This window comes from Streptomyces soli (assembly GCF_003999195.1).
In the GTDB taxonomy this organism is placed as follows: Bacteria; Actinomycetota; Actinomycetes; order Streptomycetales; family Streptomycetaceae; genus Actinacidiphila; species Actinacidiphila soli.
On record NZ_RJVR01000200.1, the window covers coordinates 1 to 20,661 of the forward strand.

A 20,661-nucleotide genomic window follows, 5' to 3' on the forward strand; every position below is an offset into this window, starting at 1 on the left:
AAGTACCCGCGGTTCAAGTCGCGGAAGAAGTCGCGGAAGTCGGCGGAGTACACCAGCTCGGCGTTCCGCTACCGCGACGGCCAGTTGACGCTGGCCAAGATGCGCGAGCCCCTCGCCGTCGTGTGGTCCCGTCCGCTCCCCGAAGACGCGGCACCGTCCACGGTGACCGTGTCCCAGGACGCGGCAGGGCGCTGGTTCGTGTCGCTGCTGTGCGACGACACCATCGCTCCGGCCCCGGCCACCACGGCGGCGGTCGGTATCGACGCCGGGATCGCCTCCCTGATGACCCTGTCCACCGGGGAGAAGATCACCAACCCGCGTCACGAGCGCCGCGACCGGGCGCGCCTGGCGAAGGCGCAGCGGGAGCTGTCCCGTAAGGAGAAGGGCTCCGCGAACCGGGCCAAGGCCCGTCTGAAGGTCGCCAAGGTCCACGCGCGGATCACCGACCGGCGCCGGGACTTCCTGCATAAGCTGACCACTCGACTCGTCCGTGAGAACCAAACGGTCGTGATCGAGGACCTGACCGTCCGCACCATGGTCACGAACCACAAGCTCGCGCGTGCCATCTCCGACGCGGCGTGGAGCGACATGCGGTCGATGCTGGAGTACAAGTGCGCCTGGTACGGGCGTGACCTGGTGGTGGTCGACCGGTGGTTCCCCGGCTCGAAACTGTGCGGGGCATGCGGGACGCTTCGGGCGAAGCTGCCGCTGAACGTCCGGGAGTGGACGTGCGACTGCGGCGCGGTGCATGACCGCGACGTGAACGCGGCGAAGAACGTTCTCGCGGCCGGGCTGGCCGTGTCTGCCTGTGGAGACGGTGTAAGACCTCAACGGGAGTCCTCCCGGACGGGGCAGTCGTCGGTGAAGCAGGAAGCCCAGCGGGTGACCGCTGGAATCCCCCGCCATTAGGCGGGGGAGGATGCCAATTCGGGCTCTCCTCCTCCTCATCATCATCATCATCCCGTCCGTCCGTTCCGTCGTCCGTTCCGTTCGGCCATGTGCACCTGTATCCAGCATGGGGGCGCAAGCGTCCTCGCGCGCCTTCGAACCGCCGAGTCCGCGCAAGGTGCACCGGCCGGCCGATCGGCCGGTGCATGGACCGTTACGCCGAGGCGAAGCGGCGCCTGATCCTGCGCAGCGGTGGAGGCCAGGCGGCTCGGCAGGGCGCGGGCCGGTACGGGTTGGTGGGTGCGGTCCGCGGTGGTGTGGGCGCTGGCGCGGCCGGAACGGCATCCGCGACAGCTTCCCTCCGCGCCTCCGCTGCCGGAGGGCATGCGCCTGCTGGGCAACCCGGCTGCGGCCGGCCAGGACGAGGGGGAGCTGTGAGGGGGTGCACGAGATGGCGGGTTCGGCGAGGCCTGACGGCTCCCAGCCGGTGCGGGTCAGGCGGCCACCGTCGTCGCGGTGTCAGGGGGCCGGGATGTACTTCGGGAGCGGACGGGGGTTCTTGGCCTGGGTGAGACGTTCCAGCGCGCCGAGCGTGCGCATCAGTGGCAGCCGGGCGAAGGCGTCGCGGACCCGTTTGCCGCCTGCGGTCTTGGGCACCATGAGGCGGACGTTGGGGCCGATCTGCTGCTTGGGGCGGACCGGGGCGCGATGGCTGTCGTGGAAACGGGGGAAGGCGAGCCGGTGGTCGCCGCCGACCGTTGCGAGTTCCCCGGCCAGCCGGTACGCGCCGACCAGGGCGAGTTCCGCGCCGGCGCCCGAGGCGGGGGAGGCGCACCATGCGGCGTCGCCCACCAGCGCGACCCGTCCGAAGGACCACGAGTCCATGTGGACCTGGCTTAGGGCGTCGAAGTAGAAGTCCGGGTCGGCCAGCTCGCTCTGGGTAGGGCGGGCCCCGTCCGGTCACCGCCCCAGCGCGGGGTGTCCCCGGGTGCCCTTTGACGCAGCGCGATCCGCTGCAAGGCGTTATCGCCGGTCAGCGCTTTGTCTGTCGCGGGTCTTTACAGCGGCTCGGTGCGTGGATTAGAACGGACAATCATCCGACGTTAGTTGATCCTCACGACATCCCTCGCCTACTTGTCGCGCAACCATGCCCCACGCACGGCTCATTCATCGGACCACTCTTCATTCTCTTTGGTCGAGCGTCGTACAGCCCTGGAGGGCATCGTGCAGATCACCCCCCGCCGTCGCCGGGTCCCGTTCCGGCGCATCGTCTCGCTCTGGTGGGTGCTTGCCGCGCTCGCGGGGCTCGTCATCGTGAACTCCGGTACGGCCGAGGGGGCGACGGGGGCGACGACGGCTTGGCAACACGGGGCGCTCGCGCTCGATCCGGCCGGGGTCGTCAGCCGATCCAACATCGTGCTCGGATCGCCGAACGCGGCGCCCACCGCGTCCATGCCGCTGGGCAACGGGTCGCTGGGTGTGGCCGCGTGGGCTGCGGGCGGCTTCACCGCGCAGCTGAACCGGTCGGACACCATGCCGGACCGCAAGTCGCCCGGCCAGCTCAACATCCCAGGCCTGTCGGTGATCTCGCACGCCGCGGACTTCAGCGGGCAGCTGGATCTGACGGACGGCGTGCTGCGGGAGTCGGGCGGCGGCATGTCGATGAAGGCGTGGGTGGCGACCGGGAAGGACGAGTTGATCGTCGATGTCGCCGGCGCGAATCCCGACATCGCCCAGACGGCCACGGTCAACCTGTGGTCGGGCCGCAAGCCGGCCGCCGCGGTGTCCGGCACCGTCGGCACCCTTGCCGAGACCTGGGCGGATGGTGGTCCCCCGAACGGCAGCGGAAAGACGTTCGGCTCGCTGGCGGCCATCACCGCCGGCGGCGAGCAGGTGACAGCCACGGTCGCCGGCCCGACGCAGGTGAAGGTCAGCTTCAAGCCGCATGCCGACGGGACGTTCCGCGTCGTCGTGGCATCCCCCGCGTGGACCGGCGGCGACGCCGCCACGACCGCGGCCGATCTGATCGGCGCGGACGCGACCCTAGGCGAGCCGGCCCTGATATCCGCTCAGGACCGCTGGTGGAAGGGCTTCTGGACGCACTCGGGCCTGGTCGAGATGGACTCGGCGGACGGCAGCGCCGCGTACATCGAGAACCTCCGCACGCTTTACCTCTACGAGGAAGCGGCGTCCATGAAGAAGGGCATCTACCCCGGCAGCCAGGCGGGCGAGGCGGACATGTTCGCCTGGAACAAGGACGTCCAGACCTGGACGCCGTCGGCGTACTGGCTGTGGAATCTGCGCACGCAGATCTCGGCGAACATGAGCTCGGGCAACTACGACCTGAACACACCGACCTTCGACATGTACGCCAACGACCTGCCGCAGATCGAGGCGTGGACGAAGGCCGCGATGGGCGGCCTGCCCGGGTCTTGCGTGCCGGAGACCATGCGCTTCAACGGCAACGGCGGCGACCTGAGCCCCGGGGCCAACGCGTCCTGCAGCGAGCCCGCGAGCCCGAACTGGAACGCCCTGGACATCTCCAGCGGCCCCGAGGTGGCGCTGTACATGTGGCAGCAGTACCAGGCCACGGGCGACCGCGCGATGCTGAAGAAGTACTTCCCCTTCATGAAGTCCACCGCCGTGTTCCAGTTGGCTTACCAGACCGTTGGCGCAGACGGGCTGCTGCACGCGAACGCCAACGCGCACGAGACCCAGTGGGCCGTCCAGGATCCCACCACCGACATCGCGGTGGACCTCACGCTCTTCCCGATCATCGAGGAGGCGGCGAAGGCGCTCGGCACGGCCGACACCACCGACGCCGCACTGGTCCAGCAAGTCAGGAAGGCCGAGACCCAGATCCCGCCGTACCCGCGGACCGACCAGGCAACCCGGACGCAGATGCTCAACCCGCACTACACCGCGGCCGAGACGGCAGCCGCGGACGCGACCGGCACTGACATGATCGCGATCTCCTACGAACCGGCGGCCCAGCGCCGCAACGGCGAGAACATCGAACTCGAACCGCTGTGGCCGTGGAACACGGTGAGTGACCAGGACAGCAACCTCTTCACCCTGGAGCAGCGCAGCTACGCCCACCGGCCCAACAAGGGCGGCAACGACTGGTCGATGGACGCGATCGACGCGGCGCGGCTGCAGAACCCCGCCGAGGTGCGTAGCGACCTGATCTCCATCACCGAGGCACACCAGGTGTATCCGAACGGTTTCGCCGACATCGGCAGCACCGTCGGCTACCAGCCCTACATCGAGCAGGAGTCCGGTGTCGCGACCGCGGTCAACGAGGCGCTCGCGCAGGACTACGACGGCATCATCCGCTTCGCTCCGGCGTGGCCGAGCGACTGGAACGTCAGCGGCAGCGTCTACATCCAGGACGGCGGCAAGGTCGATGTCCAGGTGCAGGACGGCCGTCTCGTCACCGCCGCGATCGAGGCCGGGACCACTGGCACACTGCGGGTGAAGAACCCGTGGGCGGGTCAGCAGGTGGAGGTCGTCGACGGCAAGAACGGCGACAAGGTGGCGGCCGGCAGCCAGGACCTCCTGACCTTCCCGGTGAAGGCGGGTAAGTCGTACCGCGTGCAGCAGGTCTCCGCGCCCACCACGGACCTGCCGTTCGCGAAGGTGAGCGGGAGTGCGCCGAGCGTGGCGCGGCACCTGGGCGGGGCGCAGATCGGTCTCGACAAGACCGCTCAGTCCGGCACCGCCACCGTCGGCACCGTTCTCGGCGGCACCAACCAGAGCTACGGCCTGACCCAGGTCGACTACAGCGGCTCGGCCGGCGCCACCACCACGGCCGCCGACGTGAGCGGCCTGACCGCGCGTACCACCGGCACCGGGACGGGGCTCGACGGCAGCGACATGTACTTCGACGTCGACAACGATGTGGCCGCGACCGGGTCTTACGACGCGAAGGTGGCCGTGTCCTACTTCGACACCGGCACCGGCGCCGTCTCGGTGCAGTACGACGCCGGACCGCAGAACCCCTACCAGGTCGCCGGGAGCATCGCGCTCACCGACACCCACACCTGGAAGACCGCCGAAGTCCCCCTCAACGGAGCCTACTTCGGCGGGCTGCAGAACGCGGGGGCCGACCTGCGGCTGCACGCCGATCACAGCATCACTGTGCACAGCGTCGGCGTGACCGCCACAGGGCCCTGGGTACCGAAGCGGCAAGCGTTCCCCCCGGCACCGGCGATCACCACGCCGCGCAGCGGTGCGACGGTCAAGCTCGCCACTTCGATCTCGGGTACGACGATCCCGAACGGCGTCGTGACCGTGCACGAGGGGACGGCGGTCTTGTGCACCGACGCGGCGGACGACGCCGGTGCCTGGAGTTGCGCTCCCACCGGGGGACTGAAGGCGGGACGGCACACCATCAACGCCACGGTGGCCGACCCGAGCGAACTTGCCAGTGTCGCCTCGGCGGGGGTCAGCTTCGATGCCTCCGACCTGCCGCCCGGCACGGCCGTCGTCGGCTCGGTCGTCGGATCGACCGATTACGCCTACGGGATGAGTGAGGACGAGAAGCCTTCGGGCGGCTTCGACGGGGCGACGACCGCCTCGGTCATCGACGGTCTGACCGCACGCACCAGCACCCAGAGCAACATCTACTTCGACATCGACGACTCGATCGCCCATGCCGGGTACTACTCGGCGACGTTCACCATCTCCTACTACGACCAGGGTTCCGGTTCGTTCGCCGTGCACTACGACAACGGCACCTCCGACCCCTACAAGTCGACGGCCGGCATCCCGCTGACCGGAACCAACACCTGGAAGACCGCGACGGTGAGCGCCTCGGACGCCTACTTCGGCGGTCTGCAGCACTCCGGTGCCGACTTCCGACTCCGCAACGGAGGTGGTCAGGTGACGGTGCACAGCGTCGTCGTGAAGATCACCGGTAACGGCGTTCCGGACGTCACCGACTTCGCCCCGCCGGTGACGATCACCTCGCCGAAAGTCGGCGCGACCGTCACAGCCGGTCCGACCGTCTCGGGAACGAGCGAACCGGACGCGAAGGTGACCGTAACGGCGGAGGGGGCGCCGGTCTGTACGGCCACCGCGGCGGACGACGGCACGTGGACCTGCTCCTCATCCAAGGACCTGACCCCGGGACAGCACACGCTCACCGCAGCGGCGACCGACGTGACCGCCACGCCGGCAGCGGCGGCCACCGTGGCGATCACCGTGCAGTAGCACGTGGCTGTTCGCCGACCGCGGCTGCGACGCCGCCACGGTCGGCGAACGCCCGGCTTCCTCAAGGAGACGGTTCAATCTTGCTTGGTGCGCTTGGTGCGCTTGGTGCGCTGTCAATTGAGAGAGGCCCCCCGGCCCTGTCTGGGAACCCCCGCTTGGGCTCCTCACTCAGCCGGCCATCCCCACCTGGTCCTCGACCAGCAGAGCCGGCATCGATCCGACGGTGCCACGATCCAGGCGGTGTGGGCGGTGACCGCTGTCGGCGGGCCTGTTCTCCGCGAACATTGAAGGGCACAGGGCCCGCAGACTGTTCGGACTTCCGCGCCGGGCCTCCGGCCGGGGACAGGTCAGACGTCGATTCCCAGCCGGTACAACGGCTCCACCAGTTCCTCTTCCTCGTAGCCGAGGTGTGAGGTGAGAAGACGGTCCAGCACCGCTGCCAGATCCTGTACTTCACTCATCTGGCTGTCGTCCTGAACGAGGGTGACCAGTGCGGCGTCGAGCCGGGCCAGTATCTCGGCGATGATCTCGTGCTCGTGCTCCAACTGTTCCACGACAGGCCCCAGCGATTCCTGCTTCTTGCGAAGTTCAGGAAACATGAACTGGTCCTCGATGGTGTGGTGCGTGGTGAGGGTACGGCTGTAGGCGGTGCAGAACGTTCCGAGGGTCCAGTAGTTCTGGCGCAGCGTGAGGCTGTTAATCATCGAACGGGCCGCGGCAGCGTCCTGCCGGCCGCTTGCCACCTGGGCTACGGTGTGCCGGATCTCCCGCATCTCGTTGCGCAGGTGGTCGTGGATGAGCACCAGTCGGGCGCCCGTGTTGCCCGAACCGGTCGATACCGTCTGGTTCTTGGGGGAGCGGGGGCGGGTCGCCTCGCCCAGAGGATCTGCCGACCAGAGGTCGATGTGCTCGGGTGCCCGTTGTTCGGTGGGGGCGCTGACGCCCGCCGGGATACGGGTCGGCGCGAGCGCCGGCGCAGTAACGCCGCGGGCGGTGCTCACTTCGGCACGGACCAGGGGGGCGACTTCTTCGGCGAAGGTCCGTAGGTCGCGCTCGGCGTCCGCGCCGGAAAGAACGAGCACGAAGCCGCTCACTCCGTGCGTGAGGGCGAGTTCGGTCAGCTGCCGTGCCCACAGGTGGTCCGGTGAGGAAACCGTCGGTGGCCAGATGGGAGAAGCGTCCGGCGACGGTGTAGATCCGCTGAATGCCGGCGGGGTCCCGGCCCGCAGCCAGGGCCGCATCGTCGATGGTCCGGTTCATGCCTGCCAGTTCACCGGGGGCCGCGTACATCGACGAGGGCAGCCAGCCGTCACCCAGCCGGCCCGTGAGTTCCAGCATGCGCCTCTTGTAAGAGCCGACCCAGATGCCCATGGGGTGCACCGGGAAGGGGCCCGGGCGGGCACCGTCGAGAGAGTAGTGGCGGCCATGGAAGCTCGTGCCGGGGCCCGGTGTCCACAGCGCCCGGATCACGGTAATGGCTTCTTCCAGCGCGGCGACGGATTCACCCGGTGTGCGGCGGGGGCCACCGAGGGAGGCGATCGCGTCCCAGAACGCGCCGGCCCCAATACCGAGTTCGGCACGGCCGCCGCTGAGGATGTCCAGGGTGGCCGCGGAGTGCGCCAGGACGGCCGGAGGGCGCAGTGGCAGGTTCGCGACATGCGGGAACAGCGTCACGTGCTCGGTCCGGGCGGCCAGGTGGGTCAGCAGTGTCCAGGTGTCGAGAAATGCGGGCTGGTAGGGGTGGTCCTGGATGCCGATGAGGTCGATCCCCATCTGGTCGGCGAGGCTCACCAGGTGTACGAGCTCATCGTGCCCGTCGGCCTTCGGCGTCAGGAATGCGCCGAACCGCAGGTCGTGTCCGTAGTCGGTCATGAGGCAGGTTCCTTCTGGTCCGGTCGCAAGCGGGGGACTGGTCGTTCCCGGGTGGATCGAGGACGAGCGGCACGGCCCTGATGCGGTTCGGTCACGCCCGTTCGGCGCGGCCGTGGGCTGGGACCTGCTCGGCGGCAGGCACCGGGCCTGGGGCGGTACCGTCGCCGAAGGGGCGCCCGCCGAGCTGCTCGCGATGGTGTGGGGTCAGCCAGCCGGATAGATCCGGTCCGAGCGGGACGATCCGCGTCGGATTGATGTCGGCGTGGACCTGGTAGTAATGCCGCTTGATGTGGTCGAAGTCGACGGTGTCGCCGAAGCCCGGGGTCTGGAACAGGTCTCGGGCGTAGGCCCACAGCACCGGGTCCTCGCTGAGCTTGTTGCGATTGCACTTGAAGTGCCCGTGGTACACCGCGTCGAAGCGCACCAGCGTGGTGAACAGCCGGATGTCGGCCTCGGTGATCGTGTCGCCGACCAGGTAGCGCCGCGTGGACAGGCGCTCGGAGAGCTGGTCCAGTCGCGCGAACAGCCGTCGGTACACCTCGTCGTAAGTCTGCTGGGTCTTGGCGAAACCGGCGCGGTAGACGCCGTTGTTGACGTCCTGGTAGACGGCGTCCATCACCTTGTCGATTTCGCCGCGCAGGTTCTCCGGGTACAGGTCCGGCGCGCCTTCGCGGTGCAGTGACATCCACTCGGTGGCAAAGTCGAGGGTCATGCGCTGGAAGTCGTTCGTGACCAGCTTGCCGGCAGGGATGTCGACGATCGCGGGGACGCTGACCCCGCCCGTGTAGCCGGTCTCGCGGGCTTCGTACGCCTCGCTGAGGAACCGGATGCCCAGGACCGGGTCTCTTCCTCCCGCGTCAAGGGTGAACCGCCAGCTGCGCTCGTCCTGAATGGGATCGGTTACGGCGAGGGAGATGGCCTCCTCCAGGCCGAGGAGCCGACGGGAGATGAGCGCACGGTTGGCCCAGGGGCATGCCCGGCTCACCACCAGCCGGTACCGTCCGGCCTCGACCGGCCACCCGTCTTCACCGCCGGCCGTGATCCGGTCCGTGAAATGGCTGGCGGACCGCTTGAATGCGATGCTTTGGCCCGAGGTGTCCTGGGCGATGGTATTCATGGTGACTCCGTGTTGGTGCGGCAGCGGTGAGCGCTGCATCCGGTAGCGATGCCGGCCCCGGGCCGCGGCGGTCTCCCGTTCCTCCTCGCGGGCGCGAGTCCACCACCGCGGCCACCGGGGCCGCTCAGGGGCGGTGACCGCCCGGGCGGGTACTGCCAGTAATGATTGCGATCTTGGTCACGTGATGTCCTTTACGGTTTTGCCGGTCCCGCCACCTGCTGCCGAAGGAAAAACGCCGCTGCACTCTTCCCTCGTTGCGGGCTCCGAGGCTCCGAGTGTCGTTGAACGATAAACTAGATATTACGCCCAGAGCCCGCTCCTCGCATCCCTTCCGTGTGCCGACGGCAGACAGGTTGCTCCGGGTACGGATGAGACCGAGCGGCGGTGCCCGCGGACGACAGGTACAACTCGGCCCACCTCTCCACCGGCCCCACCGCTTCCCGCCCACCGAACGCGCGGTCCTCACCTCACTGGCCGGCCTGATCGGCCAGGCCCTGGACCGCGCCCGCCTCTACGACACCCAGCACAACGTCGCCGGCCGCCTCCAGGCGGCCCTGCTGCCCCACACCCTCCCCGACATCCCCGGCCTCGACGTGGCCGCCCGCTACCTGCCCGCCGGACACGGCTTGGACGTCGGCGGCGACTTCTACGACCTCATCCGCCTGAATGACACCACCGCCGCCGCGGCCATCGGCGACGTCCAGGGACACAACATCGACGCCGCCGCCCTCATGGGACAAGTCCGCACCGCCGTCCACGCCCACAACACCGTCGGCGCACCACCCGGCGATGTCCTGAGCCGCACCAACCGCCTGCTCATCGACCTCGACCCGGGCCTGTTCACCAGTGCGCTCTACGCCCACCTCGACCTCGCCCGCCACGCCGCGTGCCTGGCCAGCGCCGGCCACCCCCGACCCCTGGTGCGCCACGCCGACGGCCACACCGAAGTCCTGCATACTCCTCCTGGCCTGCTGCTCGGCATCGACCCAGAAGCCGACTACCCGGCCATGAAGGTCCCCCTGCCGCCCGGCTGCGTGCTCCTCCTCTACACCGACGGACTCATCGAAGAACCCGGAGTCGACCCCGACGACGCCATCGCCGCACTCGCCGGACTTCTCGAGCGCACGGACGCGAGCAACCTCGATGCCCTGGCCGACACCCTGATCCAGCAAGCCCCCAACCCCGTCGACGACATCGCCCTGCTCCTCATCAGCCTCCAACCCACCAGCGAATGAGTCGAAAGGGCGCCTGACCCGCAATGGTCCTCGCACCGACCGCTGGACGAAGACGTCCTGGCCTGACCTGTCACGATGCCGGGCATGACTTTGACGGTCATTCGGCCGACCACACCACGCTGAGCGGCATCGGTGCTCAGAGGACGACCACCCCAGCGGATGCCTTTCTCGCTACGGATGCGGGCGCGTTCCTGTCGCTGGGCGGCCAGGACATCGGGGTGTCTGCTGTTGGCGTTGCGCCGGCGCAGGTGGGCGTGCACGGCGCGGGTCTGGACGGTGTGGTTGGGGTGGTCGGAGTTGGTGATGGTGAACTGTCTGGACGAAGACCGCAGACCAAGAGGTGTGCGCAAGGCCCCGACCGTTCGGTGGTGCGAGATTCGGGCGAGCGGGCGTGAACGGAGTGGGGACCGGACACAAGGTCCGGCCCCCACTGTCATCACCGCCTGCGCCCTACGGTGGATGTCGCGTGCCGGGTCAGCCGGGAGCGGGACTGTCCAACGCGTCGTCGGCTCCGGTGGGCAGGGGCGGCTCGGTGCACAGGCGCTCCCATTCCTCGTCGGTGAGCAGCCGGGAGCGCACCAGGAACCGCACGCCCTCGGGCGCTTCGAGGGAGAAGCCGCTGCCCCGGCCGGGAACGACGTCGATGATGAGGTAGGTGTGCCGCCAGTACACGTACTGGTCGGCGCTCATCCAGAACGGCGTGTCCCCGGCGACGTGGCCGAGCAGGACGTCGGTTGCGCCGACCCGGAACTCGCCACGCGTGTAGCACATCGGCGCGCTGCCGTCGCAGCAGCCGCCGGACTGATGGAACATCACCGGTCCGTGCCGTGCGGTGAGCCTGCGCATGAGTTCCTCGGCGCCCGGGGTGAGCTCGACGCGGCGGATCCGATCGGACGGATCGCTGTGCTCATGTTGCTTGCTTGGCCGCCCGCTCCCGCGCTCCGTGGCCGACCCCATCCCTCGGCTGCCCACTTCGCTTGCTCGCGTGAGTCGCTGGCGTCGCTCACCCATCAGAAGAATCCGAGCTTCTTCGGTGAGTAGCTGACCAGCAGGTTCTTGGTCTGCTGGTAGTGGTCGAGCATCATCTTGTGGGTCTCTCGGCCCATGCCGGACTTCTTGTAGCCGCCGAAGGCGGCGTGTGCGGGGTAGGCGTGGTAGCAGTTGGTCCACACCCGGCCGGCCTTGATCTCCCGTCCGAGGCGGTAGGCGGTGTTGCCGTCACGGGTCCACACACCGGCGCCGAGGCCGTAGAGGGTGTCATTGGCGATCTTCAGCGCCTCGTCGACCGAGTCGTACGTGGTGACGGACACGACAGGCCCGAAGATCTCCTCCTGGAAAATGCGCATGTCGTTGGTGCCGCGGAAGATGGTCGGCTCGATGTAGTAGCCGCCCTCGAGGCCTTCGACCGTGCGGGGGTTGCCGCCGGTGAGGATCTCGGCGCCCTCCTTGGTGCCGATGTCGATGTAGGAGAGGATCTTCTCGTACTGGTCGTTGCTGGCCTGGGCGCCGATCATGGTGGCCGGGTCGAGCGGGTTGCCGCTGGTGATGGCCCTGGTGCGGTCGATGCAGCGGGCGATGAACTCGTCGTAGATGGAGGAGTGGATCAGGGCGCGGGAGGGGCAGGTGCACACCTCGCCCTGGTTGAGGGCGAACATCACGAAACCCTCGACGGCCTTGTCGAGGAAGTCGTCGTCGGCGGCGGTGACGTCGGGCAGGAAGATGTTGGGGCTCTTGCCGCCCAGTTCCAGGGTGACGGGGATGATGTTCTCGGACGCGTACTGCATGATCAGCCGCCCGGTCGTGGTCTCGCCGGTGAAGGCGACCTTGGCCACCCGCGGGCTGGACGCCAGCGGCTTGCCCGCCTCTACACCGAAGCCGTTGACGACGTTGATCACACCGGGTGGCAGCAGGTCGGCGATCAGCTCCATGACCAGCAGCAGGCTGGCCGGAGTCTGCTCGGCGGGCTTGATCACCACGCAGTTTCCCGCGGCCAGGGCCGGGGCGAGCTTCCAGACGGCCATCAGGATGGGGAAGTTCCACGGGATGATCTGCCCGACCACCCCGAGCGGCTCGTGGAAGTGGTAGGCGACGGTGTCGGCGTCGATCTCGGCGATGCTGCCTTCCTGGGCGCGGATAGCACCGGCGAAGTAGCGGAAATGGTCAATGGCGAGCGGGAGGTCGGCGGCGAGCGTCTCACGCACCGGTTTGCCGTTCTCCCAGGTCTCGGCCACCGCGATCTTTTCGAGGTTCTCCTCGATCCGGTTTGCGATCTTGTTGAGGATATTGGCGCGTTCGGTGGTCGACGTGCGGCTCCACTGTCCGGCGGCGGCATGGGCAGCGTCTAGGGCCAGCTGGACGTCAGCCGCCTGCGAGCGTGCAACCTGGCACAGGACCTTGCCGTTCACGGGGGAGGGGTTGTCGAAGTACTGGCCGTCGACGGGTGCGACCCAGTCGCCGCCGATGAAGTTGTCGTACCGGGGCCGGAAACTGACGATGCTGCCTTCGGTTCCGGGCTGCGCGTACACCATTGCGGCTCACCTCGCTGGATGACGAGTGGGGGAGTGCTGAGACGGCCATCGGCCGTCGGCCGTCGTGCTGGCCGTCACTGTCGCTCCGTGAGGTTGGTGGAAGGTTGGCGCGGTGGGGTCACTTGCTACTGGCACGTGCCGGGGTATTGGGGTCGCGCTGAGGCGGTGCGTGCCTGGTCGCCTGTGCGGTCAGTCGCGCAGGGCCGTCGCCAGTCTGCCCGCCGCGATGGCCCGGCGGGTGTCGCCGGGGGCGAGGACGCGCAGCGCGTGCTGGTGGATTTCGGCGTCGTACGGCGCCTGCTGGCCGTAGCGCAGGGCATGTTCGGGGCAGTCGTTGGCAAGGACCACCTCCCGCACGGCGACTTGAAGTTGCTCACGCCACTCGAGGATGCCGGGGGCCTCCGACTTCGGCAGCATTGGTCCGCGGTAGCGGCGCACGGCCCCGGTCACGTCGCCGCTCTCCAGGCAGTCAAGGACCTCCACGGCGTCGCAGGCGATCGGCGCGGTAAGCGCGTAGGTGCGGGTGGCGACCAGACCGCCGAGCGCTCGCCGGGTGTGGGACAGCTCGGCCTTGAAGGTGGATGCGGTGACCGGGCGGTCCCCGTACAGGGCCTGCCGCAGGCGCTCGGGCGAGAAGCCGTTCGGTTCCAGCGCGAGCAGCGTGAGGATCTCCAGCTGTCGGGGGCGCAGCGGCAGGCGTACGCCGTCGCGCTCGGCCTCCGCGGTGCCCAAGCAGGTGAGCCTGAGCCCCGCCCCGGCCTGGTCCGGGCCACTCCCGGGGCGCGGAACGTACTGGGTGTACCGCTCGGTGCGGAGCCTGGCCTCGATGCTGGACACCAGGGTGCGCACGGTGGACATGGCCAGCGGGTGCGAGCGGTCCCAGGTGGTGGACAGGTCAAGGACCCCCAGGATGCGCCCGTCGGGGCTGTGGATCGGTGCGCAGTAGCAGACCCAGCTGTGCAGCGCCGCCACCAGGTGCTCGGCGGAGAAGACGCTGCTGGGGAGGCCGGTGCGCAGGGCGAGGGAGAGCGCGTTGGTGCCCATCGCGGACTCGTCCCACCGGCCGCCTGGGGCGAAGTTGACCCGTTCCGCCCGCCGCCGCATCACCCGGCCACCGCAGGTCCACAGGATCGTGCCGGACTCGTCGGTGACGGCGGCGACGAAGTCCGCGTCGTCCGCGATGGTGTGCAGCTCGTCGGCGAGGCCCTCGACCGGGCCACGCAGTGGCGAGCCCTCCCACCGCGGGAGCACCACACCGCCGTCCGTCACCGGGGCGCTGTTCCTGTCCGGATCGACGGTGTTCAGGGAGCGGAGCCAGGAGTCGGTGACCTCGGGGCGCAGTGCCCCGCCACGGGCCGCGGTCCCTGCCCTGAGCTCCGGAACCCAGCGCGACCACTCATCCTCCAGCGTCGCCCTGCGCTGCCGGAGGTCACCAAATACCGGCATGTCCTTCACCGACCTCATCGTCGTGGCTCATCTGGCCTTTCACGGACAGCCATTCATCATCTCGCGGCTCCCGCCCACGCGCACCTGCCCCGTCGGACCGAATGCTGCCTGTTCGTGTGAACGGTGCTGCGTCCCGGCTCACGCCCATCCGGTCCACCGGCCGAGGACACCGCGCCGGCCCCGAGCCTCTACTACATCGTCCGCGACCTGCGGGCACTCCCGTAGCGGCAGCACCGCCACCGGCCAACGCGCCACCCGGAACGGCGAGCACGCGAGCCGGCGTCACAGCCCGCGATCCAGGGGTGGGCGGTCGATGCTGCCGCGGCCGGAGAGCCAGCGCGCCAGGTCTGCGGCCGTGCCGTGTACGGGTCCGGGCTGCCGGCCGGGGACGTCGATGTGTCAGTCGCGGCCGAGGCCGTCGGGCTCGCATGGTCGCCCGCTCCCGCGCTCCGTGGCCGGCCTCCTCCCTCGGCCGCCCACTTCGCTTGTGCTCTGCCGGGCCCATGTTCTCAAACTCCGCGGCACCGGCCCAGGACGCCCACCCGGCGCCAAGAACCGGCACCCGGCACCCGGCTACGACGTCGGGAAGACCGTCAAACACGAACTCGGCACGACCGCACTTCAAGCAGCTAGAAGATAAAGAACAAGCGTACGTCCAGCAGTCCGACGTGACCGGGAGCGTGCACGGCGGCCTTGCGTGCACGCTCCCGCACCCGGCCCTTCGGCAGGGCCGGAGTACTCAGTGGCGCTGCCCGCCGTGGTGGTCGCCGCCCTTGTCGTCGGTTCCGCGGTCGTCGCTTCCGCGGTCGTCACCTGCGGGCTGTTGCTCCGCTTTGATGATCTGGCCGGTGTTCCGGTCGATGTATACCTCGTGGCGGACGCCGCTCAGGACGATCTTTACGCTCCATGCCGGGCGGCCGTGCTCCATTTCCGGCTCAGCCTCGATGAGTTCGCCACCGCCGGTGTGAACGAGGGCGATGCCGGCGGCGCGTTCCCGGCTGACTGGCGCACTGGTCGGTGAGGCTGTTGTGGTGGACGGAGACGGTGCGGTGGCTGTCACGGTTGCGGCCGGCGACGACCCGCCCTGGAGGAGGGCTGTGTCGTGGCCGCCGGCCGCCAGGGCGGTGCCGCCGATGGCGAAAGCGCCGGCCGCTGCGGCGGAGAGCAGGATCAGAGGTGTGCGTTTCATGGCGATCCTCCTGGATTACGGTTCGGTGCCATGAGGTTCGCGTGGGAGGGGATAGGGCCGCGCTGCGTCGGTGCTAAGAGCGCACTAAGACGGTTCCCGCGTGGCCGGGGCTGAGGAGGGCGGGCCCAGTTCCAGCATCACGCGGGCGCCGCCCGTAGCGCTGGCCGACAGGCTGATCCGTCCGCCGCTGGTCTGAGCGACACGGTGGGCGATGTCCAGGCCGAGGCCGGTGGATCCGCCCCGGCTCGCGCCGCGCTGGACCTGGTCGGAGGGCAGGCCGGGGCCGTCGTCGGCCACCGTCAGCAGTGCTCCGCCGCCTGCCCGGGGCGCCAGGGTGATGGTGAAGGCGGTGCCCTCAGGTGTGTGAGCGAAGACGTTACCAAGGAGAGCGTCCAGGGCCGCAGCGAGCTCGTCAGCGGGGACCCGGACGAGCAACGGGCTGTCCGCTGCCACGTCGAGGGCGGCTGACCGGCCGGTATCTTCGGCCAGCACGGTCCAAAACGCCACCCGGTCGCGGACGACGGCGCTCGCCTCGCAAGCGCTTTCCGCGTGGCCGTCGCTGCGTCGGCGGGCCTGGCTGATCAGTGCGGTGACGGCTCGTTCCAGGGCGTCCGCGCGGGCGGCGATGCGGGCCGCGTCGGTGGGCTCGGTCAGTGACTCGGCCTCCAGCCGCAGGGAGGTCAGCGGGGTACGAAGCCGGTGGGACAGGTCGGCGACCTGTTCGCGCTCCTCGCGCAGCAACTCCTGGATCCGTCCCGCCAGGTGGTTGAGTGCTCCGGCGACCTCGCGCAGTTCCGGCGGTCCGGCGGGGCGGGCGCGCGCAGTCAGCTCGGCCCGGGACAGCCGGTGGGACACGGCGGACAGCTCCGTAATGGGGGCGATCAGGGTGCGGCTGAGCCGGTCTGCGAAGAGCAGGCCGAGCAGCAGGAGGGCGATGCCGAGACCGGCGAGCACCAACCAAGCCTGGGTCACCCCGCGGGTCATTTCGGCGGCGGGCACGAACGCGCGGATCACGGCGGTCCCGTCGGGCCGGCCCAGCACCGCCACCACGATTTCGCGGCCGTCGGGCTGTTCCACGTTCCGGCTGACTCCGGCGTTGGCCGCGAGCTGCACGGCGGGAGTGCGGGGTGCCGGTGTGCCGAGCACCGTCCCGTCGGGGAGGAAGACGGTGACCGGGCCGCGGGAGGCGGCGGCCGTCTGCTCGACGCTGAAGCGCAAGGTGGCCGGGTCGGCGGTCCCCACCAGCGGGACGAGACTCTGGGCATCGGCGCCGGCGGCGACGACGGCACGGTCCTGCGCCACGGTGCGCAGCAGCAGCGCCAGCGGCACCACGAAGGCGAGGAGCGCCAGGCACATGGTGGCCGCGACGAGCAGCACCAGCCGACGTCTCATCGTTCCCGCGCCGGTGCGCTCAGCCGGATCCCGACTCCCCGCACGGTGTGCAGGTAGCGGGGCTCCTGGGCGGTCTCGCCGAGTTTGCGGCGCAGCCAGGACAGGTGTACGTCCACCGTCTTGTCGGCGCCGCCGTAGGGCACCTGCCAGACCTCGGTGAGGAGCTCGCGCTTGGTGACAACCTGCCCGGCCCGGCTCGCGAGATGGCGCAGGAGGTCGAACTCACGGGGGGTGAGATCGAGCGGGACTTCGTCCAGACTCGCCTCGCGGGCGCCGGGATCGACGCGCAGGCCCCCGACTTCGATCGGGGCCGGGCCGCCTTGGTGGCCCGGCCCCCGCCGTAGCACCGCCCGGATCCGCGCCTCGAGCTGCGCGGCGGTGAACGGCTTCACGACATAGTCGTCGGCGCCGGCGTCCAAGCCTCGGACGATATCCGCCTCATCGTCCCGTGCGGTCGCGATGATCACCGGTACGGGGCTGACCGCGCGCAGCATGCGCAGCAGTTCGATGCCATCCAGATCCGGCAGCCCGAGGTCGAGCACCACGAGCTCCGGACGCTCGTCAAGTGCCGTCTGGAGGCCGCTCATCGCGGTATGTGCGGCGGCGACCGCGTGGCCGTGCTCGCGCAGGGCACGCATGAGCGGCAACCGTATGGCGGGGTCGTCCTCGATGAGCAGCAAGTGCGTCATAGCGGGCACGCTATCCCGGACCGGCCGGTAGGCCGGCACCTTAACTGTCCTTTAGGGTTCCCCGGTCCTGTTCTTAACCGCCGTCGCGGCAAGGTCGTGCCCATGCTTCACCGCCCTGTCCTTGCCGTGGTCGGCTGGCTGGCCGCCGCGGTGGCCGCCACACTCACCGGTCTGGTCGCCGTCCAAGTCATCGGCGACGGGATCGCTGTGTCCGCCGGCGGTGAGGTGGTCACCCCGCAGCAGGTCGCGCGGCAGCTTGCGTCGGCGACGGCCTCACCGCCGGCCGGCCCGAGCCCGAGCTCGCCCGCCGTGACACCGACCGCGGGGGCCTCATCTACTGCGGCGGCCACAAAGGTGCTGTCGACGCCGGGCGGGAGTGTCGTCGCCAAGTGCCAAGGCACAACGGTGCGGCTGGTGTCATGGGCTCCGGCGCCGGGCTTCGGCGTCAAGCGCGCCGATCGGGGGCCCGACGAGTATGCCGACGTGACCTTCGAGGGCAGCGCTGGCAAGGTCGAGCTCAGAGTACGGTGCGTGAACGGCCGGCCCACCGCCTCCTGGAAACAGGACGACTGACTGATGACTTCAGCGACGATTTTCGTGAAGGGACCGGCCCCGTGGAGGTGATCCACACCAGGGCGGCGATGTTGAAGCCATAGAAGTCGGGCGGGACGTGCCCAGTTGGTCAGCGCGATCCCCCATGGCCACAGACGGCGGGATCGTAGAGCCTAACAACGGCGAGCACGATGAGTTGAGTTGTCGGTGGGTGATCAGGCAGCAGGTGAGTTTGAGGAAGGCTTCGTGGATGTCAGGCGTTCCCAGCGGACGCGCAGGCGTCGGAAGCCGTGCAGCAAGGCGAAGGTCCGCTCACCGACCCAGCGGCAGGTGCCGTGCCGAGTGCCGCGCCGGGCGACGGCCGGCACGATGCTGCGGGCCCGGACCTGGTCGCGGCAGACGTCGTCTTCGTACCCGCGGTCGGCCAACAGCGAGTCCGGCCTGCGGCGCGGGCCCCGTCGGCCGCGCACGGGTGGGACTGCGTCCAGCAGGGGTAGGAGCTGGGTGACGCCGTCGTGGTTGGCAAGTGCTCCCCACGACCCGCGCGAGGCCCAACTCGCCCGCCAGACACGGCCACCTGAGCCGATCCACCTCATTGTGTTAACCGTTGTAACAGCGTGTCTTACGTGGTGAGTTGGCTGATGTCCGGTCATGGGGAGTGGGCGCTGGGGATGGATCGTGCCGGACGCATTGTGGGAGGTCGCGCGGCGGTGCTGCCGCCGGACAAGGTGAGGCCGCAGGGCGGCGGAACGGCCAACCCTGTTCGACTCCTGGCGCGCTGGGCCAAGTCGATTCGGCGGGATGGTGGTCTCCTTCGATATGGCGGATGCCTGGCCGTCGTGAGGCCTGTTTTTCGGGCATGCAAGGCTCATTTTCTAGGAATCTAGGACTCTGTCGCCGTATTCGGCCGACCTGCAGAAACCGGCTGACCGAGATCAGGTAACTGAATAGTGGCCGTCTGTGACGTGATTCAAGTCTCACTTGGCTCAATTCAATTTCACATATAGTTGCATGACACAGTTAGGTGGTCGGCGCCCTCGGCTTACCAAGTCGCCATACGTCTGTTATGGACAACGGGGTCACCGGGCAAGAAAGCGTCGGATCGCACGAGCGGATTGCATCTCAGGAGGCCAAATCGTGCCCCTCTCTATATCTACGGCCCTTGCTGACCAGGGAGAAACGGCCGCCGGCAAGATTGAAAATCTCCGTAAGCCCGGCCGCTACCTGGTCAGCTCCATGCTGGCCGGCGCGTATATCGGGGTCGCGGTAGTGCTGCTGCTCTCGGTTGCCGGCCCGCTGCTGGCCGCCTCGTCGCCGTGGACAAAACTGGTCGAGGGCCTGGTGTTCGGCGTCGCACTGACCTTGGTCATCTTTGCCGGCGCCGAATTGTCGACCGGCAACATGATGACCACGGTTCAGGGGGTGATCGCCCGACGCGCCAGCATCGGCGGCGCCATAGCCGTGATCCTCGGGTCATTCGTCGGGAACCTTGTTGGATCTGTCGTATTTGCCTGGCTGGTGCATGCCAGCGGTGTCCTCAGCTCCGGAGCGAGCCCGGGCCACGCCGCCCCGGGACTTGCCTTGCTCGCGAGCGTGATCAAAGTCAAAGCAGCCGAGTCCGGCTCGGCGCTGTTCTTCCGCGGTGTTCTGTGCAACTTCCTGGTCTGCCTGGCCGTGTGGATGGCGGCGCGGACCAAGTCCGACGGCGCCAAGCTCACGCTGATCTTCTGGTGCCTGCTGGCATTCGTCGCGTCGGGGTTCGAGCACGTCGTGGCCAACATGACCTACTTCTCGCTTGGCCTGTTCGAGCATGTGCAGGGCGCAACCGTGGGCGCGTTCGCCCGGAACCTGCTGCTGGTGGGGTTGGGCAACCTCGTCGGCGGCGGACTGCTCGTCGGCGCGTCCTACGGCTTCGTGGGACGCCGCAGCGCATCACAGACGTCCACCAGCGAGCCCGCCGAACACGAGCCCACTTCTGCCATGAGTTCCGCCTGAACAACCCCTGGCCCACCTTGCCGCCGGATCGTCCGGCACCAGGTCCCAAGGGATGGTCAGCTGTTGGCAGCGGGGAGGCTTACGTCGAGGCGAGCGCCGGGCACGTTGTCCTCGATGTGGGTGCTGCTGTGGTGGGCAGCGACGATGTCGTGGCCGATGGCCAGGCCGAGTCCGCTGCCTGTGCGACTCTGTCGCCCGATTCGGCCGACCTGCAGGAACCGGCTGACCGAGAGCAATCAAGGACGCAACAAAGCCGCAGGTCCATCCGTAACCATCCGGTCGGAAGGCGGCACGAGTTGTGCCTGTTCCCTGCAGTGCTTTGCCCGGGTCGGCCGATGACTGGAGAGCACAGCCCGGGAGCAGCCCACTCTGTTGGGGTCAGACACGTCAGCGGACAACCACGGCCATGTTCCCGTATGTGGCGTAACCCGCGTCGAAAGCTGCCTCGTGTCGACGTCGGGTGAAAACTGACCGCTGAACGGCGGAGCAAATCTGACCCACCTCGTGGTCGTCCGATCATCCTGATCTTGGTTCGAAGGTCAGG

The 20,661-nt window shown here is 68.9% G+C and carries 15 protein-coding genes and 5 pseudogenes; 7 read left to right on the forward strand and 13 right to left on the reverse strand.

Translation table 11 applies throughout. From position 1 onward, the window contains the following. Nucleotides 1-909: RNA-guided endonuclease InsQ/TnpB family protein (locus EFK10_RS19045; RefSeq protein WP_164836056.1), on the forward strand; the 909-nt coding region annotated here is incomplete at its 5' end. Nucleotides 910-1,140: 231 nt separating this feature from the next. Then, nucleotides 1,141-1,326, forward strand: a complete 186-nt coding sequence (locus EFK10_RS19050) for a hypothetical protein (protein WP_127356893.1) — start codon at nt 1,141-1,143, stop codon at nt 1,324-1,326. 81 nt (nt 1,327-1,407) lie between these two features. Here EFK10_RS19050 and EFK10_RS52680 read toward each other — a convergent pair whose 3' ends face one another. Continuing rightward, nucleotides 1,408-1,773: an FAD-dependent monooxygenase gene (locus tag EFK10_RS52680; RefSeq protein WP_127356894.1), complete on the reverse strand. Its 366-nt coding sequence runs from the start codon at nt 1,771-1,773 to the stop codon at nt 1,408-1,410. A 339-nt stretch (nt 1,774-2,112) separates the two neighbouring features. Here EFK10_RS52680 and EFK10_RS19060 point away from each other — a divergent pair, with 339 nt between their 5' ends. Continuing rightward, a complete protein-coding gene (locus tag EFK10_RS19060; protein WP_127356895.1) occupies nt 2,113-6,102 on the forward strand; it encodes an Ig-like domain-containing protein in 3,990 nt (1,329 codons plus the stop codon). Nucleotides 6,103-6,449: 347 nt separating this feature from the next. On the opposite strand, the gene EFK10_RS50410 is transcribed toward EFK10_RS19060, so the two are convergent. The 3 genes and pseudogenes from EFK10_RS50410 to EFK10_RS19075 form a co-directional block, all read right to left on the reverse strand. Next, a complete protein-coding gene (locus tag EFK10_RS50410; RefSeq protein WP_240677313.1) occupies nt 6,450-7,184 on the reverse strand; it encodes a hemerythrin domain-containing protein in 735 nt (244 codons plus the stop codon). A 166-nt stretch (nt 7,185-7,350) separates the two neighbouring features. Next, a pseudogene (locus EFK10_RS50415) lies at nt 7,351-7,974 on the reverse strand (LLM class flavin-dependent oxidoreductase); the annotation flags it as partial. Between the two features lie 91 nt (nt 7,975-8,065). Next, the gene (locus tag EFK10_RS19075; RefSeq protein ID WP_127356898.1) at nt 8,066-9,091 is read right to left on the reverse strand and encodes a glutathione S-transferase family protein; all 1,026 of its coding nucleotides are present in this window, start codon (nt 9,089-9,091) and stop codon (nt 8,066-8,068) included. 425 nt (nt 9,092-9,516) lie between these two features. Here EFK10_RS19075 and EFK10_RS19080 point away from each other — a divergent pair. Beyond that, nucleotides 9,517-10,326, forward strand: a pseudogene (locus EFK10_RS19080) (PP2C family protein-serine/threonine phosphatase); the annotation flags it as partial. 143 nt (nt 10,327-10,469) lie between these two features. Here EFK10_RS19080 and EFK10_RS50420 read toward each other — a convergent pair. The 7 genes and pseudogenes from EFK10_RS50420 to EFK10_RS19115 form a co-directional block, all read right to left on the reverse strand. Further along, nucleotides 10,470-10,643: pseudogene (locus EFK10_RS50420) on the reverse strand (IS630 family transposase); the annotation flags it as partial. A gap of 157 nt (nt 10,644-10,800) precedes the next feature. Further along, nucleotides 10,801-11,172, reverse strand: a complete 372-nt coding sequence (locus EFK10_RS19090) for a DUF779 domain-containing protein (RefSeq protein ID WP_240677314.1) — start codon at nt 11,170-11,172, stop codon at nt 10,801-10,803. 164 nt (nt 11,173-11,336) lie between these two features. After that, the gene (adh, locus tag EFK10_RS19095) at nt 11,337-12,854 is read right to left on the reverse strand and encodes an aldehyde dehydrogenase (protein WP_127356901.1); all 1,518 of its coding nucleotides are present in this window, start codon (nt 12,852-12,854) and stop codon (nt 11,337-11,339) included. Nucleotides 12,855-13,043: 189 nt separating this feature from the next. Continuing rightward, nucleotides 13,044-14,318: a GAF domain-containing protein gene (locus EFK10_RS19100; RefSeq protein ID WP_240677315.1), complete on the reverse strand. Its 1,275-nt coding sequence runs from the start codon at nt 14,316-14,318 to the stop codon at nt 13,044-13,046. Between the two features lie 721 nt (nt 14,319-15,039). After that, nucleotides 15,040-15,489: a PepSY domain-containing protein gene (locus EFK10_RS19105; RefSeq protein WP_127356902.1), complete on the reverse strand. Its 450-nt coding sequence runs from the start codon at nt 15,487-15,489 to the stop codon at nt 15,040-15,042. A gap of 84 nt (nt 15,490-15,573) precedes the next feature. Beyond that, nucleotides 15,574-16,881 carry a sensor histidine kinase gene (locus EFK10_RS19110; RefSeq protein WP_127356903.1) on the reverse strand — a complete coding sequence of 436 codons (1,308 nt, stop codon included), beginning with the start codon at nt 16,879-16,881 and terminating at the stop codon, nt 15,574-15,576. Beyond that, nucleotides 16,878-17,570 carry a response regulator transcription factor gene (locus EFK10_RS19115; RefSeq protein WP_127356904.1) on the reverse strand — a complete coding sequence of 231 codons (693 nt, stop codon included), beginning with the start codon at nt 17,568-17,570 and terminating at the stop codon, nt 16,878-16,880. The genes EFK10_RS19110 and EFK10_RS19115 overlap by 4 nt, the downstream gene beginning before the upstream one ends. A 102-nt stretch (nt 17,571-17,672) precedes the next feature. On the opposite strand from EFK10_RS19115, the gene EFK10_RS19120 reads away from it, so the two are divergent. Further along, on the forward strand, nt 17,673-18,143 hold the full coding sequence (locus EFK10_RS19120; protein WP_127356905.1) for a septum formation initiator: 471 nt from the start codon (nt 17,673-17,675) through the stop codon (nt 18,141-18,143). A 192-nt stretch (nt 18,144-18,335) separates the two neighbouring features. On the opposite strand, the pseudogene EFK10_RS19125 reads toward EFK10_RS19120, so the two are convergent. Beyond that, a pseudogene (locus tag EFK10_RS19125) lies at nt 18,336-18,646 on the reverse strand (transposase); the annotation flags it as partial. A gap of 127 nt (nt 18,647-18,773) precedes the next feature. Between EFK10_RS19125 and EFK10_RS50425 the strand changes: the two are divergent. Further along, nucleotides 18,774-18,874, forward strand: a pseudogene (locus EFK10_RS50425) (IS5/IS1182 family transposase); the annotation flags it as partial. A gap of 385 nt (nt 18,875-19,259) precedes the next feature. Next, nucleotides 19,260-20,117, forward strand: a complete 858-nt coding sequence (locus EFK10_RS19135; protein ID WP_127356906.1) for a formate/nitrite transporter family protein — start codon at nt 19,260-19,262, stop codon at nt 20,115-20,117. A gap of 56 nt (nt 20,118-20,173) precedes the next feature. On the opposite strand, the gene EFK10_RS19140 is transcribed toward EFK10_RS19135, so the two are convergent. Then, complete coding sequence (locus tag EFK10_RS19140) at nt 20,174-20,353, reverse strand: histidine kinase (protein WP_127356907.1); 180 nt, start codon at nt 20,351-20,353, stop codon at nt 20,174-20,176. Nucleotides 20,354-20,661 lie beyond the last annotated feature (308 nt).

What these genes read in the sequence shown, in the direction of transcription:
- EFK10_RS52680 (WP_127356894.1), bottom strand. Translation starts at nt 1,773, where the DNA reads ATGGACTCGTGGTCCTTCGGACGGGTCGCGCTGGTGGGCGACGCCGCA.
- EFK10_RS19075 (WP_127356898.1), bottom strand. Translation starts at nt 9,091, where the DNA reads ATGAATACCATCGCCCAGGACACCTCGGGCCAAAGCATCGCATTCAAG.
- EFK10_RS19090 (WP_240677314.1), bottom strand. Translation starts at nt 11,172, where the DNA reads ATGCGCAGGCTCACCGCACGGCACGGACCGGTGATGTTCCATCAGTCC.
- adh (WP_127356901.1), bottom strand. Translation starts at nt 12,854, where the DNA reads ATGGTGTACGCGCAGCCCGGAACCGAAGGCAGCATCGTCAGTTTCCGG.
- EFK10_RS19100 (WP_240677315.1), bottom strand. Translation starts at nt 14,318, where the DNA reads ATGAGGTCGGTGAAGGACATGCCGGTATTTGGTGACCTCCGGCAGCGC.
- EFK10_RS19105 (WP_127356902.1), bottom strand. Translation starts at nt 15,489, where the DNA reads ATGAAACGCACACCTCTGATCCTGCTCTCCGCCGCAGCGGCCGGCGCT.
- EFK10_RS19110 (WP_127356903.1), bottom strand. Translation starts at nt 16,881, where the DNA reads ATGAGACGTCGGCTGGTGCTGCTCGTCGCGGCCACCATGTGCCTGGCG.
- EFK10_RS19115 (WP_127356904.1), bottom strand. Translation starts at nt 17,570, where the DNA reads ATGACGCACTTGCTGCTCATCGAGGACGACCCCGCCATACGGTTGCCG.
- EFK10_RS19120 (WP_127356905.1), top strand. Translation starts at nt 17,673, where the DNA reads ATGCTTCACCGCCCTGTCCTTGCCGTGGTCGGCTGGCTGGCCGCCGCG.